The organism is Nonomuraea sp. NPDC003754 (assembly GCF_053605785.1).
On the sequence record NZ_JBSGJX010000021.1, the window covers coordinates 46,223 to 61,189 of the forward strand.

15 protein-coding genes are annotated in these 14,967 nt (G+C 72.8%); 8 read left to right on the forward strand and 7 right to left on the reverse strand.

Going from position 1 to position 14,967, the window contains the following annotated elements:
• The first annotated feature begins 5 nt into the window (after positions 1–5).
• The gene (locus ACWEVS_RS25280) at positions 6–1,265 is read left to right on the forward strand and encodes a mandelate racemase/muconate lactonizing enzyme family protein (RefSeq protein WP_449924660.1); all 1,260 of its coding nucleotides are present in this window, start codon (positions 6–8) and stop codon (positions 1,263–1,265) included.
• 186 nt (positions 1,266–1,451) lie between these two features.
• Here ACWEVS_RS25280 and ACWEVS_RS25285 read toward each other — a convergent pair whose 3' ends face one another.
• Positions 1,452–2,159 (reverse strand): FadR/GntR family transcriptional regulator, encoded by a 708-nt coding sequence (locus ACWEVS_RS25285; protein ID WP_449924663.1) that lies wholly within the window; start codon positions 2,157–2,159, stop codon positions 1,452–1,454.
• Between the two features lie 149 nt (positions 2,160–2,308).
• Between ACWEVS_RS25285 and ACWEVS_RS25290 the strand changes: the two genes are divergently transcribed.
• On the forward strand, positions 2,309–3,484 hold the full coding sequence (locus tag ACWEVS_RS25290; RefSeq protein WP_354904680.1) for a mandelate racemase/muconate lactonizing enzyme family protein: 1,176 nt from the start codon (positions 2,309–2,311) through the stop codon (positions 3,482–3,484).
• Positions 3,481–4,416: a dihydrodipicolinate synthase family protein gene (locus ACWEVS_RS25295; protein WP_452553631.1), complete on the forward strand. Its 936-nt coding sequence runs from the start codon at positions 3,481–3,483 to the stop codon at positions 4,414–4,416. Before ACWEVS_RS25290 ends, ACWEVS_RS25295 begins: the two co-directional genes overlap by 4 nt.
• Before the next feature lie 121 nt (positions 4,417–4,537).
• Here ACWEVS_RS25295 and hisD read toward each other — a convergent pair whose 3' ends face one another.
• Both hisD and ACWEVS_RS25305 read right to left on the reverse strand, forming a co-directional pair.
• Positions 4,538–5,833: a histidinol dehydrogenase gene (gene hisD, locus ACWEVS_RS25300; RefSeq protein ID WP_449924670.1), complete on the reverse strand. Its 1,296-nt coding sequence runs from the start codon at positions 5,831–5,833 to the stop codon at positions 4,538–4,540.
• A gap of 121 nt (positions 5,834–5,954) precedes the next feature.
• Positions 5,955–6,491, reverse strand: coding sequence for a TetR/AcrR family transcriptional regulator (locus ACWEVS_RS25305; RefSeq protein WP_449924673.1), 537 nt, complete (start codon positions 6,489–6,491; stop codon positions 5,955–5,957).
• Between the two features lie 86 nt (positions 6,492–6,577).
• Here ACWEVS_RS25305 and ACWEVS_RS25310 point away from each other — a divergent pair, with 86 nt between their 5' ends.
• Positions 6,578–7,402 (forward strand): NAD(P)H-binding protein, encoded by an 825-nt coding sequence (locus ACWEVS_RS25310; protein ID WP_452414290.1) that lies wholly within the window; start codon positions 6,578–6,580, stop codon positions 7,400–7,402.
• 37 nt (positions 7,403–7,439) lie between these two features.
• Here ACWEVS_RS25310 and ACWEVS_RS25315 read toward each other — a convergent pair whose 3' ends face one another.
• Complete coding sequence (locus tag ACWEVS_RS25315; RefSeq protein WP_452553632.1) at positions 7,440–8,684, reverse strand: MFS transporter; 1,245 nt, start codon at positions 8,682–8,684, stop codon at positions 7,440–7,442.
• A gap of 213 nt (positions 8,685–8,897) precedes the next feature.
• On the opposite strand from ACWEVS_RS25315, the gene ACWEVS_RS25320 reads away from it, so the two are divergent.
• Positions 8,898–9,683, forward strand: a complete 786-nt coding sequence (locus ACWEVS_RS25320) for a copper resistance CopC family protein (RefSeq protein ID WP_452553634.1) — start codon at positions 8,898–8,900, stop codon at positions 9,681–9,683.
• On the forward strand, positions 9,680–10,717 hold the full coding sequence (locus tag ACWEVS_RS25325; RefSeq protein WP_449924684.1) for a copper resistance D family protein: 1,038 nt from the start codon (positions 9,680–9,682) through the stop codon (positions 10,715–10,717). Before ACWEVS_RS25320 ends, ACWEVS_RS25325 begins: the two co-directional genes overlap by 4 nt.
• Here the strand turns inward: ACWEVS_RS25325 and ACWEVS_RS25330 are convergent.
• Positions 10,675–11,799, reverse strand: coding sequence for a hypothetical protein (locus tag ACWEVS_RS25330; protein ID WP_449924687.1), 1,125 nt, complete (start codon positions 11,797–11,799; stop codon positions 10,675–10,677). The genes ACWEVS_RS25325 and ACWEVS_RS25330 overlap by 43 nt on opposite strands.
• 205 nt (positions 11,800–12,004) lie before the next feature.
• Here ACWEVS_RS25330 and ACWEVS_RS25335 point away from each other — a divergent pair, with 205 nt between their 5' ends.
• Entirely contained in the window at positions 12,005–12,499 is a 495-nt protein-coding gene (locus ACWEVS_RS25335; RefSeq protein ID WP_449924690.1) for an N-acetyltransferase family protein, read from the forward strand.
• Here the strand turns inward: ACWEVS_RS25335 and ACWEVS_RS25340 are convergent.
• Together ACWEVS_RS25340 and ACWEVS_RS25345 are read right to left on the reverse strand one after the other, a co-directional pair.
• The gene (locus ACWEVS_RS25340; RefSeq protein ID WP_449924693.1) at positions 12,472–13,263 is read right to left on the reverse strand and encodes a class I SAM-dependent methyltransferase; all 792 of its coding nucleotides are present in this window, start codon (positions 13,261–13,263) and stop codon (positions 12,472–12,474) included. The two genes, ACWEVS_RS25335 and ACWEVS_RS25340, sit on opposite strands and share 28 nt — an antisense overlap.
• Positions 13,260–14,513: a cytochrome P450 gene (locus tag ACWEVS_RS25345; protein WP_452553636.1), complete on the reverse strand. Its 1,254-nt coding sequence runs from the start codon at positions 14,511–14,513 to the stop codon at positions 13,260–13,262. Before ACWEVS_RS25345 ends, ACWEVS_RS25340 begins: the two co-directional genes overlap by 4 nt.
• A gap of 24 nt (positions 14,514–14,537) precedes the next feature.
• On the opposite strand from ACWEVS_RS25345, the gene ACWEVS_RS25350 reads away from it, so the two are divergent.
• Complete coding sequence (locus ACWEVS_RS25350; protein WP_449924698.1) at positions 14,538–14,945, forward strand: PaaI family thioesterase; 408 nt, start codon at positions 14,538–14,540, stop codon at positions 14,943–14,945.
• The last annotated feature ends 22 nt before the right edge of the window (positions 14,946–14,967 follow it).

Consider the following 14,967-nt stretch of genomic DNA (forward strand, 5'->3'; position numbering starts at 1 on the left):
AGCCCATGAGCCTGCGCGTCACCGCGGTGGAGCGCGTCACCCTGCACGTCCCCTTCCGCGAGCGCTCCCGCCCGTGGAACGAGATCCTCGTCGCCGAGTTCGCGGTGGTCGAGGTCGTGCGGGTCCGCACCAACGCCACCGACCTCGTGGGGTACGGCGAGAGCCTGCCCCACTACACCTGGGCCAGGACCACCGACGAGACCGTCGCCCGGGTCGTGGGCCGCCATCCCGCCGAGGTGATGGCCGACGACACACTGGGCGCCGGGCTGCAGATGGCGCTGTACGACGTGGCGGGCAAGGCGCTCGGCGTGCCCGTCCACGCGCTGTTCGGCCAGCCGGTGGTGCGGCGCTGGTGCCCGCTGGCGTGGTGGAGCACCAAGATGCCGCCCGAGGTGCTGGCCGAGGAGGCCAAGGACGCCTTGGCGGAGGGCTACCTGGCCCACAAGCTGAAGGCCAGGCCCTGGTTCGACGTGCACGAGCAGGTCGCGGCGATCTCGGCGGTGACCCCCGAGCACTACGAGCTGGACCTCGACTGGAACGGCATGCTGCGCACCCCCGGCGAGGCGATCGAGGTGCTGCGGCGGCTGGACCGGCAGCCGAGGGTGCGGATGTACGAGTCGCCCGTGCTGCAGTCGGACGTGGCCGCGCAGCGGGCGGTCAGGGCGCGGGCCGGCCGGCCGGTCGTCGAGCACTACAACGCGGCCCTGTTCCCCGAGTGGATGCGGCAGGACGCGATCGACGGCTTCGTCTCCTGCAACGCGGGCGTGTCGGGCACGATCGCGCAGGGCCTGCGGGCCGCCGCGTTCAACAAGGACCTCTTCCTGCAGATCGTCGGCCCCGGGCTGACCACCGCCTGGACGCTGCACCTGGGCGCCGTGCTCACCCACGCCCGCTGGCCCGCGGTGACGTGCCTCAACGTCTACGCCGACGACCTGCTGACCGAGCCGATCGAGGTGCGCGGCGGGTACGGCAGGCTGCCCGAGGGCCCCGGCCTCGGCGTGACCTTCGACGAGGCGGCGCTGGAGCGGTGGCGCGTGCCCGACGGGTTCACGCCCGTGCTGCCCAGACGGCTGCTGAGCTTCCACCTCGGCGACGGCAGGGTGCGGCACTACGCGGGGATCAAGCAGCTGTTCGAGGAGTGCAGGTACGTGGGCAACCTGCCGGTCCAGCCGAGCGGGGCGAGCCTCGGGGTGCGCGACGACGACGGCTCGGCCGCGTTCGACGCGCTGTACCGGAGGGCGCAGGCCGCGCCGGTCTGGGAATGAGACCGGACCGGCTCCCGGCGCTCCGGTCCTCGCCGGGAGCCGGTCCTTTCCCGCGGTCCTCCCGCGAGCGGTCCTTCCGCACGCGGGCCTTCCGCGAGCGCCGGCGCCGTCGGCGCGGAAGGCGCGCTGGACCCGATGAATCCGTCAGTGGTCGGCGCGGAAGGCGCGCTGGACCCGATGAATCCGTCAGTGGTCGGCGCGGAAGGCGCGCTGGACGCGCTGCAGGTGGGCGCGCATCTGCTGTTCGGCCAGGGCCGCGTCGCCGGTGCCGAGCCCGAGCAGCAGGGCGCGGTGCTCGGCGTCGCTCTCGGCGTGCCCCTCCCCCAGCGCCTCCGTCAGCTCCTTGCCCCGCTCCCGCTCGGTGGTCAGCGCGTCGGACAGCGCCTCGATCACGCCGCTGAAGAAGCGGTTGCGGGCCGCCTTGACCACCCCGATGTGGAAGGCGAGGTCGAGCTCCACCCGCCTGCGCAGGTCGTCGCCCACGTGCTCCACCTCGTCGAGCAGCGCCCGCAGCGCGTCGAGCTCGGCCTCGGTGATGCGTGTGGCGGCCAGGCCGGCCGCCTTCGTCTCCAGCGCGAGGCGCAACTCGACCAGCTCGTCGAGGGCCGCGGCGTCGGCCTCCATCGCCAGGCGGAAGTAACTGTGCACGGCCACAGGGCGCAGCTCGCTCACGACGGCCCGCTTGCCCTGCCGGGTGCGGATCACGCCCTGCTGGGCGAGGGAGCGGAAGGCGTCGCGCACGACGCGCTGGCTCACGCCGTACTCGTCGGCCAGCTGGGCCTCCGAGGGCAGCTCATCGCCCTCGGACAGGCCCCTGGCGCGGATGTGCTCGGTGATCAGTCCGGCGATCCTCGTGCCGAGGAGGGCGCGGTCGCGCGGCATCGTCTCGGCCACTGAGTGCCTCCTTCACCAAAGACCTATGTTCGAGGAAAGCGTAGACCATGGCGGGTTTCCGGGAAAACCGCTGTGCTCAGGCACACTCTTGACTTAGGTCCTAAGTGTGCTGAGGATGGGATCCATCCCCTCCCCGAAGGAGCCAGCGCATGCGCGTGACCGCTGTCCGCCAGTGGATCGCCGAGTTCGGTTACTACAACGCCATCTACGTCAAAATCGAGACCGACGACGGTGTCGAGGGGTACGCCGAGGTCGCCATGCGCCGCCGTACCAGGACGGTGTCCGCGCTGGTGGAGGAGCTCGGCGAGTATCTCGTCGGCAAGGACCCGACCAGGGTGGAGCAGCACTTCGAGCGGATGTACCGCGACTCCTTCCTCGGCGGCACGCTGCTGACGATCGGGATCTCGGCGATCGACGTGGCGCTGTGGGACCTCAACGCGCGCGCACTCGGCGTGCCCGTGCACCGGCTGCTCGGCGGCAGGTTCAGGGACACGGTGCCGGTCTACACCCACGCCAGGGCCACCGAGACGCCCGAGCAGTTCGCGGCCGAGGTGGCCGACAGGATCGCCCGAGGCTTCACCGCCATCAAGACCACGCTGCCCGGCTTCTACACCAAGGTGTCGAGCGTCCACCACGAGACGCCCGCGGCGATCCCGGCCCGGCACACCGAGACCGAACTGCTGCCGAACTGGATCTGGCCGCTGGTGACCGAGTACTTCACCGCGGCGCGCGAGGTGGCCGGGCCCGACGTGCGCCTGATGCTCGACTGCCACGGCCGGCTGAACGTGGCCGACGCGGTGCGGCTGTGCGAGGTGCTGGAGCCGTTCCGGCTGACCTTCATCGAGGAGCCGGTGCCGCCGGAGCGGCCGGAGTGGCTGGCCGAGGTCTCCAGGCGGTCGACGACGCCGATCGCGGCCGGCGAGCGCTGGGCCGGCCCGTACGCGGCGGCCCCGTTCCTGGAGCAGCGGGCACTGGCGGTCGCGCAGCCTGACGTGATCTTCTGCGGCGGGCTGACGGCGGCCAAGAGGATCGCCACGATGGCCGAGGCCAACGCCATCTCCATGGCCTTCCACAACCCGTTCGGCCCGCTGGCCAGCGCCGCCACCTGGCAGCTGGCCGCGACGCTGCCCAACCTGCTGATCTCCGAATCGATGCTGACGCCCGAGCAGCTCGTCTACTGGGACCGCTACACCGAGAACCCGCCCGAGGTGCGCGACGGCGAGTGGATCGTCTCCGACGCCCCCGGGCTCGGGCCGGTCCCGCGGATCGAGGAGATCGTCAAGCACCCCTTCCGGCCCGAGTACGACCGGGGCGGCACCCGATGAGAGGGGTCTGGCCGGCGGCGCTGACCATGTTCGCCGCCGACGGGAGCCTGGACGAGCGGGCCACGGCCGAGCACCTCGACTGGCTGGTCGAGCAGGGCGCGCACGGCCTGGTCGTGGGCGGCACCAGCGGCGAGTTCGTGGCGATGTCGGGGGCCGAGCGGCGGCGGCTGCTGGAGGTGGCGCTGGACGCGGTCGGGGACCGGGTGCCCGTGCTGGCCGGGACCGGCGCCTACACCACGGCCGAGACCATCGCGCTGAGCCGGCACGCGGAGCGGATGGGGGCGGCGGCCGCGCTGGTGGTCCTGCCGTACTTCCAGCGTCCCAGCCTGCGGGAGATCCTCGGCCACTACCGCGCGGTGGCGGCGGCCTGCGGGCTGCCGCTGTGGGTCTACAACATCCCGGCCAACGCGGCCGTCCCTCCCCTGCCGGTCGCCGAGCTGGCCAGGCTCCACCAGGAGGGCGTGGCGCACGGGGTCAAGAGCACGCTGCCGACCGTGCACGAGGTGCACGAGCTGCGCGCGGCGACGGGTGAGGGCTTCGCGGTCTTCTACGGCGGGTTCACCGCGCCGCTCGAGGCCATGGCGGGCGGGGCGCACGGCTGGATCAGCGGGCTGCTCAACGTCGCCACGGCGGAGGGCACCGGCCTGTGGCGGGCGGTCCAGGCGGGCGACCTGCCGGACGCCCGCGCCAGGTGGGGCCGCCTGCTCCCGCTGCGCCGCCTGGTCACCGACGCCGTCGTGCCGGGGGCCGGCGACCTGGCGGTCTACCGCGGGCTGCTGCGCGTCTGGGGCCGGCCTGCCGGGTACTGCCGGGCGCCGCTGCGCGACCTGGACCGCGAGGGGCTGGCGATCCTGGAGCGGGCCTGGCGGACCGTCGAGGACCGGGCCGAGCCGCCACCCGCCGCAGCCGGCCCACCACCCGCCGCTCCCTAGCCGCCACCCGCCACTCCCGGCCCGCCAGCCGCCGATCCTGGCCCACCACCCGCCGATCCCGGCCCACCACCCGCGGCTCCCGGCTCGCCGTCCGCGCGGTACGGCACGGCCGGCGACGGATTCAGTTCTGCCGGACGGTGACCGTGGCGGCGTGGGCGGGGAAGTCCTCGTGCTCGGCCAGCGCGATGATCGTCGGCGCGAGCCGCCAGAACGCGTCCTTGTCGAGCTGGGCGACGGGGATCCTGGTCAGGTAGGTGTGCACCGACACCCCGCTGGCCACCTTCGCGAAGCCGGTCGTGGGCAGCGTGGCGGGCGTGCCGATGGCGAAGTTCGACGCGGCGGGCGTGGTCCACTGGCCGAGCAGGACCGCGCCCGCGTGCCGTACCAGGGGCAGCCAGGCCTCCGGCTCGGCGACGGCCAGCTGCAGGTGTTCGGGCGCGTAGGCGTTGGCGACGGCCATGGCCTCCTCGGCCGATCCCACCAGGACGATGCCGCCGTTTCCGCGCACCGACTTCTCGGCGTAGTCGCGGCGCGGCCCCGGCAGCTCGTCGATCTGGGCGGCCAGCTCGGCGGCGGCGCGTTCCAGCACCTGCCGGTCGGTGCCGACCAGGACGGCGGCCGAGTCGAAGCCGTACTCGGCCTCGTTCAGCAGGTCGGCGGCCAGCAGGCGGGGGTCGGCCGACCCGTCGCAGACGATCATGAGGTCGGTGGGCCCGAAGCCGGTCTCCACCACGCAGCCGAGCCGCTGCGCCGCCGCCATCGCGACGCTCACCGCCGGGCTGCCGGGGCCGACGAGCTTGCGGACGGCCGGGATCGTGGCGGTCCCGCAGGCCAGGGCGGCGATGCCGGCGGGCCCGTTGCTGCGGTAGACCTCGGTGAGGCCCAGCTCGTGCGCGGCGAACAGCACCGCCGGGTCCACCCGGCCGTCCACGCACGGCGGCACGACCAGCGCGATCCTGCCCACGCCCGCGACGAGCGCCGGAGTGGCGAGCATGATCAGGACCGAGGGGAAGGAGCCCTTGCCGCACGGGACGTAGAGCCCGGCGCTCTCGATCGGGCGGACCAGCTCGCCGACGGTGACTCCGTCGCGCTCCACCCGCCAGTGCGAGCGGGCGAGCGCCGTCTCGTTGAACGCTCTGACCTGGGCGATCGACATCCTGACCGCCTCCTTGAGCGTGTCGTCCAGCTCGCCGCCGGCCGCCTCCAGCTCCGCCGCGCCGACCCTGAGGCCGGCCTTGACGCAGTGGAAACGGTCGAGCGCCTCGGCCAGTGCCTCGTCGCCGCGCAGCCGTACCCGCTGGACCAGGTCGGTCACCGACTTCACCAGTTCGGGGTCCGGCGCGGCCGTGCCTCCCCTGGCCAGCAACCGGCGCCGCTCCATCTCCCCCGCCAGCCGCCACTCGATGATCGCCGCCATGCCGCCTCGCTCTCCGCACGGGAACCCTGACGACGGCTTGCCCGCGTCAGGGGAGGTATCCGGTCAGACCCCCGTCAAGTTCAGGTCAGAGAGACGGCGCCGCGACGCGCGGACCCCCGAGTCAGCCGGTGGCGATGCCGTCCAGCATGACGCGCAGGTAGTGCTCGCCGCGGGGCGTCGGGTGGCAGGTGAAGATGTTCAGCAACGTCATCAGGTCGTCGGCGCCCACGTCGGCCCGCATCTCCCCGCGTTCCTGCGCCGCGGCCACGAGCGCCTCGAGGCGCTCGACCATGTTCGCCCTGACCGTGACGAACTCCCGCATCTCCTCGAACAGCTCCTGCGGCAGGTCGGCCAGCGCCGCCGCCAGGGCGCCCCTGCCCTGGTCTCCGCACCACAGTACGAACGACCTGACGGCCGCCCACGCCCCCCGCTCCGACTCCTCCGCCCTGGTGAGCGCGTCGGCGATCTCGTGGATGTACTGCTCGGCCATGGCCGCGATCAGCGCGTGGCGGTCGGGAAAGCGCCGGTAGACGGTGCCGACGCCGACCCCGGCACGGCGCGCGATGAGCTCCATCGGCGCCTCGATCCCCCGCTCGGCCACCACGGCGCGCGCCGCCTCCACGATCCGGTCCCTGTTGCGGCGGGCGTCAGCGCGCACCTTCACTCCTAACTGGACGACGATCTTCCGCTTAGTGTACCGTCCCGACAGAAACGGAATCCAATCGTCCACTTATGGAGGCTTCGATGATCGTGGTGACAGGCGCGACCGGTTCGATCGGCCGCGCGCTGGTGTCCCGGCTGCGCGAGTCGGGGGCCGACGTCCTGGCCCTGGTGCGCCGGCCCGAGCAGGGCGAGGCGCTCGGCGTGGAGTACGCGGTCGGCGACTTCGAACGGCCGTCGTCCGTGCCCATGGGCGAGCGGCTCTTCCTGAACACCGCGCCGTGGCCGAACTTCGCCCGGCGGCACAAGGAGGTCATCGACCGCGCCGCGGCCGCGGGCGTCTCCCAGGTGGTGAGCGTCTCGGTGCTCGGCGCGCGACCCGGCGCCCCGCTCAGCGGCGGGCCGCACGGCGAGGCCGACGCCCATCTGCGCGCGTCGGGACTGCCCCACACCATCCTGGAACCCGTGGGCTTCATGCAGAGCCTGCCCGGCGAGGTCGCCGACGGGCGCTTCCACGGCTCCTACGGCACCGGCCGCACCGGCTACATCGACACGCGCGACATCGCGGACGTGGCCTTCGCCCTGCTCACCGCCCCCGTCGGCGAGAGCGCGACGCACGTCCTGACCGGTCCGGAGGCGCTGACCCAGCAGGAGGTGGCCGCCCAGCTCAGCGCGGCGCTCGGCCGTACCGTCACCTACGTGGATCTGAGCATCGAGGAGATGACCGAGCATGCCCGGCGGCGGTGGGGGCTGCCCGAGGCGACCGCCCGCGAGCTGGCCGAGATGATGGCCGCGGTGCCGGACAGCGCGTGGTCGAAGACCACCGGCACGGTGGCGGACCTGGCGGGGCACCCGCCGCGCTCGCTGGCCGACTACCTCGCCGACCACGCGGCCGACTTCGCCGGGTGACCCTCTCAGGACCTCCCCGGGACGTCCGGGGGACGGCTCACGGCACGCCGCGGATCTTCCACACCAGCGCCGCGCCGAGCAGCGCCAGCACGGCGGAGGTCAGGTAGAGCACGGTGTAGCCGCCGAGCCCCGCGACGATCGGGCCGGCGATCACCGGGCCGAGCACCTGGGGGCCGGAGTTGGCGATGTTGATGACGCCCAGGTCCTTCGCCCTGCCGCCGGCGCTCGGCAGGACCTGGGTGACCAGCGCGTTGTCGACCGACAGGTAGGCGCCGAACCCCGCGCCGAGGACGGCGGCGGCGGCCACGACCACGGGCCACTGCGGCCAGCAGGCCATCATGACCGCGGGGATGACGCTGACCAGGCCCGAGCAGGTCACCAGCGCCTTGCGGCGGCCCAGCCGGTCGGAGACGACGCCCGCCACCACCGTGGTGAGGACGACCGTGACGGTGTAGACGAGTATCAGGACCAGCAGGCCGTCGGTCGCCTTCTCGCCCGGGAAGAGCCGCTCGTAGCCCACCTCGTCGGTCAGGAAGTACAGCAGGTAGAGGGTGGCGATGGCGTTGCCGAGCATCATCAGGAACCGGGTGATCCACGCCCAGAAGAAGTCGGGATGCCTGACCCACAGCTGCTTCGGGTCGAACGGCGGGCGCTCGGCCAGCCGGGGATCCTTCGTGGTCAGCACGAACGGCAGCACCAGCAGCGCGACCACCGCCCCGACGAGCAGGTACCCCGACGTGGTCGTGGTGGCCACGACGGTCACCAGCACCACGCCGAGCACCACGCCCACCGACTGCGGGACGCCGATCCATCCCGACACCTCGCCGCGCTGTTCGACGGGCACGTGGTCGGGCACGCCGGCGCTGAGCGCGGCCTGGGTGGCGTTGAGCGCGGCCTGGGCCAGGCACCAGCCGAGCGCGATGCCCAGCACGCTGGTCTGGAAGGCCATGAACACCATCGCCAGGCCGCCCGCGAGCGCGCCCGCGAGCGTCCACGGGTGCCGGCGGCCCCACCTGCCGGTCGTGCGGTCCGACAGGGCGCCGGCGATCGGGTTGGCCAGCATCGCCACCAGCGCGCCCGCGCCGGTCACCCAGGCCAGCGCGCTCTCCTTGCCGGCGGGGTCGGCGGCGGCGACCTGCTCGGGCAGCAGGACCTGCAGCGGGGCGAAGTAGCCGACGAACAGCGCCAGGTTGGCGAGCGCGATGCCCGCCACCCACCAGGGGCCCACCCTGCGCACGGGTTCGGCCAGCGCGCCGGAGGGCGGCGGGGACAGGCTGCTCATCGGGGCCTCCGCGCGGTGAAGGTCGGGGGGAACCCGGGGAAGCCTCGAGAAACCGGGGAGCCCGGGGAAACGCGGGGAAAGCGGGAAAGGCGGGGAAACGCGGTGGCGGCATGCTACGCCGTATCCGATCATCACGGCTACACCCGCGCGCGGCCGGTGACGACCAGTGGGACCATGTCTTGGTCAAGACAGCTCTACGGAAGGTCGAGATCGGTGAGGCGGCTACTCACGGTCCTGCTGCTGGCGTGCGCCGCGCTGGGCGTCGCGGTCGCGCCCGCGCAGGCGCACAACGTGCTGACGGGAAGCGACCCAGCGGAGGGCGCCCGGCTGGCCTCCGCGCCCGAGCAGGTCACGCTGGAGTTCGACCAGCCGGCCCGGCAGGGCTTCACGCAGGTCACCGTGACCGGCCCGGACGGCGGCAGGTGGGAGGCCGGGCAGGCCGCCGTCAACGCGAAGAAGGTCACCGCGCGGCTCAGGCCGCTCGGGCCGGCGGGCGACTACGTGATCGGCTACCGGATCCTGTCGGCCGACGGGCACCCGATCTCGGGCAAGGTGACCTTCACCCTGACCGTCGCAGGAACCGGCGTCCCCGCGTCGCAGGCCCCGGCCGCCGAGGGGGCGCAGGACACGACGCCAGGCACGGTCCCGGGCACGGTTTCAGGCTCCGTTTCAGGCACGGTTTCGGGCACGGTTTCGGGCACGGCGCGGGGCGCGGAAGGCGGCGCCCCGGGCGTGCCGCCCGCCGACCTCAGCGCGCAGGCGGCCGAGGCCGCGGCCAACGGCGGCGCAGGCATGGCGATCGTGTGGGTGGTCGGCGCCCTCGTCCTGCTCGCCGGCGGCACGATCGTCGCCCTCCGCCGCGCCGCGCCCGCCGGCGGCCCCGCCGCCGTCGCCGAGGGGCCCCGCGAGCGCCCCGGTCCGGCCGCCCCCGCGGGCGAGGACCCCGCGCCCGCCCACCCCGGCCAGACGGTCACCGGCGCGGGGAAGGGCGAGGCATGACCGTCACCGGAGTACGGCCCCGCGCCCTCGCCGGGCCGTCGGCGGGCATCCGGCTGGCGGCGGGCCTGGTCCTGGCCGCCGTCTGCGCCGCCGTCGTCGCCGGCACGCTGACCGCCGAGGACCCCGTCCCCGGCATCCCGCTCCCCGGCCCGGCCGTCGAGTACGGCCTGCCCGTCGTCAGGGTCCTGCTCGACCTGGCCGCCACCACGGTGGTCGGCCTCAGCCTGCTGCCCAAGCTGCTCGGCTTCGACGATCCCGACGCCACCGAGCCGGTCATGCGCCGGGTCAGGGCCCACGCCGTCACCGCCGCGTGGATCTGGGCGATCACCGCTCTGGTGACGATCGTGCTCTACACCGCGGAGCTGAACCCCGGCGCGGTCCCGACCCTCGGCATGATCGCCACCTACATCGGCTCGGTGGGCGCCGGCCAGGGCCTGCTGTTCAGCACGGCGTGCGCGCTCGGCTACGCGGGCATCGGGCTGCTGGCCGTACGGTTCGGCGAGAAGGTCCCCGCCGAGCTGCGGATCGTCATCGCGCTGTTCGGGCTGTTGCCGGTGCCGGTGACGGGGCACGCGGTCGACTCGGTCTGGCACGACCCCATCATGATCTCGATGGAGCTCCACGTGATGGGCTCCGCCGTCTGGACCGGCGGCCTGCTGGCGGTCGCCGCCACGCTCGCCACGCGCGGCGACCTGCTGGCCGTCGCGCTGCCGAGGTTCTCCAGGGCCGCCACGGTCGCGCTGGCCCTGGTGTCGCTGTCGGGCCTGGTCAGCGGCCTGTCCACGATGGCGCTGACCACGGGCGTGGAGCTGCCGGTCGACCTCGTCGCCTCCGAGTACGGCCTGCTGCTGCTGGCCAAGGTGGCGCTGGTCGGCCTCCTGCTCCCCCTCGCGGCGAACATCAGGTGGCGCCTCATGCCCGGCATCGCCAGGAAAGAGAAGAGCTCCATCGCCGCGTGGGCGGCGACGGAGCTCGTGGTGATGGGCCTGGCCTACGGGGTGGCCGTGGCGCTCACCCGCGCCCCGATCGGCTGATCGGCGGCGCGCAGCCCGAACCTGGTGACGAACCACTCCATGACCAGCCAGGCCACGGCCAGGCCGGCCGCCGCCCACACCGCCGAGGAGGTGGCCAGGGGCGGCGCGGCCAGCAGGGAGTGCTGGGCGATCAGCGCGCCGTACACGGCGGCGGTCGCCAGCACCGCCCCCAGCACCGCCCTCAGGTACGGCAGGCGCACCAGGAACGCCACGTCGACCGCCAGCGCGGCGACGACCAGGAAGAACGGCACCGCGGACTCGGGGAAGCCGGCGACGCTGAGCAGCGGCCAGATGGCCGCCCGGTAGGCGACGAGCGCGGCGGCGACCAGCGTCGCGGTGCCGAACCTGCCGATCATCATCCGCGCGACGGCCAGCACGATCAGGCCCGCGACGGTGAAGTAGACGGGGTAGAGGAAGTCGGGCACCGGCAGGGAGAAGGCGACCATCATGTCACGGTCCACCGGCCTGCCCATCTGGTCGGCGGCGAACTGCATGAGGATCGGCTCGGCCGCCGGCGTTCCCCTGTCCCAGGCGGCGATGGAGAACACGCCGTACTCCTGGTGCTGGGCGGGGAAGAGCACGTTCTCCAGGAAGTAGACGAACAGCGCGGCGAGCACGGGCTTGCCGCCCCCGCCGATGTACCAGCCGCGGATCACGCCGGCGATCATGAAGAAGGTGCCCAGGTACAGCAGGATGTGGGACGGGCTCCACGAGGTGATGTCGAGCCCGTTGATCCGGTGGTTGATCAGGTCGAGCGGCACCGCGACCAGGAAGACGCCGGTACCCCACTGGATCAGCCGCAGCGCGGTCCTGTCCACGCCGTACCCGGTGTAGCCGTGGATGATCGTGAGCGCGAGGACGATCGCCGTTCCCGCCGAGTTGAGCAGGTGCGGCGGCGCGAGATCGTCACGCAGCCACTTGAAATGCCAGGAGACGTCCCAGGAGGAACCCAGCACTTTCAGGGCGAAGGCCAGCAGCCATCCGTAGTAGAGGACCTTGAAAAGCTCTGGCGGCGTCTCACGCCCGGCCGGCCCGCGTGTCCAGTAGGGCAGGGCCCAATCGATGGCCGCTCGTATTCTCACGCCTGGACATCTTGCCTGGCCTTTACCTTCTCCGCAATCAGAGACCGGACGGGCGGGGCTTCCTTGGCCTGGGCGGGGCCAATACCCCACACCTGCCGCAAAACGGTCAGGTCAGGGTCACGCTCGCCGGCGACTCCACCGGTCGTGACGAACGGTCCCGGGGTCGGCGGGCTCGGACTGACCGTAGCCGGGATGATTGCGCCTTATGAGAACTGAGATACGCCCCGCGACCCCCGACGACGCTCCCGGCATCGAGGCCGTCCGGATCCAGACGTGGAAGTACGCCTACCGGGGCGCGATGCCCGACGCCTTCCTCGACGACCTGGCCGTCACCGAGGAGAACGTGCGCCTGCGCCGGCAGGCGCTCGACTCCGGCCGCACCCGCGCCATCGTCGGCGAGACCGCCGGCGCGCTGGTGGGTTTCAGCATGTACGGCGACAGCCGCGACGACCGCGCCGACACCGAGGTCTACGCGATCTACGTGCTGCCTGCCCACCTGTCGACCGGCCTCGGCCGCGCCCTGATGACGGCCACGGTCGAGGCGATACCCGCCGAGCGCACGGTCGGCCTGTGGGTGCTGGCTTCCAATCCGCGCGCCCGCCGCTTCTACGAGAGGTTCGGGTTCGTGGAGACCGGAGGCGCCAAGGTCGAGGACGGCCTGCGGCAGGTCCACTACATCCTGGCCGCGCGCAGCGAGTAGAGGAGCGGCACGCCGGGGCGTCCCTCGGGGAAGCGGTAGAGCCCGCCGTGGCGTTCGAGCGACTCGAAGCGGGGGAAGAGCGTGAAGTCGTGCTCGTGCAGGAACTCCACGCGCATCCCCGCCCCGGCCAGGGCGGTCACGATCTCGCCGAGGCCGTGCGCGAACTGGACGGAGGTGGCGTTCCGCAGCACCTCGGTGCCGGTGTAGGTGTGCGGGTAGTCCTCCACCTGGGGGCGGCGGTCGAAGTAGTCGAAGGCCACCCTGGAGCCGTCCTCGAAGTCGAGGATGTCGCCGAAGGGGTGGAACTCGGCCAGGTAGAGGAAACCGCCCGGCTTGAGCAGCGAGGCGACGACCTGCGCCCACCTGACCATGTCGGGCAGCCAGACCAGCGCGCCGATGCCGGTGTAGACGATGTCGTAGCCGTCGCCCGCCACCTCGGCGGCGTCGTAGACGTCGGCCTCCAGGAAGCGGGCCTCGATGCCGCACTCGTCCGCGATCGCGCGGGCCGCCTCGACCGCCCTGCCGGAGAGGTCGACACCGGTGACCTCGGCGCCCAGCCGTGCCCACGCCATCGTGTCGAGCCCGAAGTGGCACTGCAGGTGGATCAGCCGCCTGCCGTGCACGTCGCCCATCTCGGCCAGCTCGAAGGGGCGCAGCGGCTGCCCGCCCGCCTTGAACCCTTCGACGTCGTAGAAGTCGCTGCCCAGGTGGATGCCCACGCGTTCGTCCCAGTTGGCCCGGTTGACAGCAAGATAGTCGGTCATGATCTTGACTCTAGGAGGACGGGCAAATGCTTTAATCCGTTCTGGAAGTTCGAGATCAGCCTGACCGGCTGGCCGGCGAGCCGTACGTCCCACTTCAGCAGTTCGGCGAAGAACGCGCGCATCTGCGTCCTGGCCAGGTGGGCGCCGAGGCAGACGTGCGGGCCGGAACCGAAGCTGACGTGGTCGTTCGGGGTGCGGGTGATGTCGAACCTGTCGGGTTCGGCGAAGACCGTCTCGTCCCTGTTGGCGGAGGCGTGGTAGACGACGACCTTCTCGCCCGCGCCGATCCGCTGCCCGCCCAGCTCGAGGTCGCGCGTCGCCGTACGGCGGAAGTTCATGACGGGCGGCCAGAAGCGCAGCATCTCCTCCACCGCGGAGGGCAGCAGCTCGGGCCTGGCCCGCAGCAGGTCCATGGCGCCGGGGTGCTCCAGCAGGCACAGCAGGCCGCCGGGGATGCCGTTGCGCAGCGTCTCGTTGCCGGCCACCGCGAACAGGAAGAACATGTTCTCGAACTCGGCCTCGGTCAGGCCGCCGCCGAGCATGGCCGCCATCACGTCGTCGCCGCCGCCGGGGCGGGCGGCCAGCGCGTGCGCGTAGGCGAACATGTCCGCCAGCGCCGCCCTCGACCTGGGGTTGACGCCGGGGCGCCGGGCGGGCGGCCGGGCCGCCAGCGCGATCCTGCCGAGCGGGCTGAGATCGTCGGCGGTGGACAGGTCCGCGTACTCCTCGTCCTGGTAGCCGATCACCCGCGACGCCCAGTCGTACAGCAGGCGGCGGTCCTGCTCGGGCACGCCCATGACGTGCGCCAGCGTCCACACCGGCAGGTCGGCGGCCACCTCGACGACGTCGCAGGCGCCCCGCGCGAACAGCCGCGCGGCCCGCGCCGCGATCGTCTCCTCGAGGGCGCGGACGGCCCGCGGGGTGAAGGCGGCCGAGACGATCCTGCGCAGCCGCGCGTGTTCCGGCGGGTCGGTGTTGAGCATCATCGCCTGGACGAACGCCAGGTCGGCCGGGGTGTCGGGGTCGCGGATCTGCGTCGCGCCCAGGTGGGAGGAGAAGTCGGCGGGGGTGCGCAGCACGTGTTTCACGTCCGCGTGCGCGAACACGCCCCAGAAGCCGGGCCCGGCCCGCCACGGCCCGAACGCGGGCTCGGGGATCCGGCGGACGGGCGACTCGCGCCGCAGCGTCGCGAACAACTCGTACGGCACGCCCACGCCGTACGTCGAGGGCAGGAAGACCTCCTCAAGCATGGCTCCAGCGTGCATGATGACGGCGTGACTCCTGAAGAAGGCGACGCCATACTCAAGGACAACTTCGCCCCGTGGGTCCTCGACCTGGGGCTGAGCGTGGAGGAGGTCGGTCAGAGCCACGCGCTGCTGCGCCTGCCGTGGTCCGACCGGCTGGCCAGGCAGGGCGGCGGGATCAGCGGCCAGGCGCTCATGGCCGCCGCCGACACCGCGACCGTCATCGCGATCTCCTCGGCCAGGGGCGGTTTCGTGCCGATGACCACGGTCCAGCAGTCCACGACGTTCCAGCGGCCGGTGACAGGGTCCGACGTCCTGGTCGAGGCGCAAGTCACCAAGCTGGGCCGCACGCTCGCCTTCGCCGACATCACGCTGAGCGCCGAAGGGGGTCCCGGCCCGGCCGCCCGGGCCAGCACCGTCTACGCCCTGCTGGGCTGAGATCGTCTCAGCTGCCTCTCAG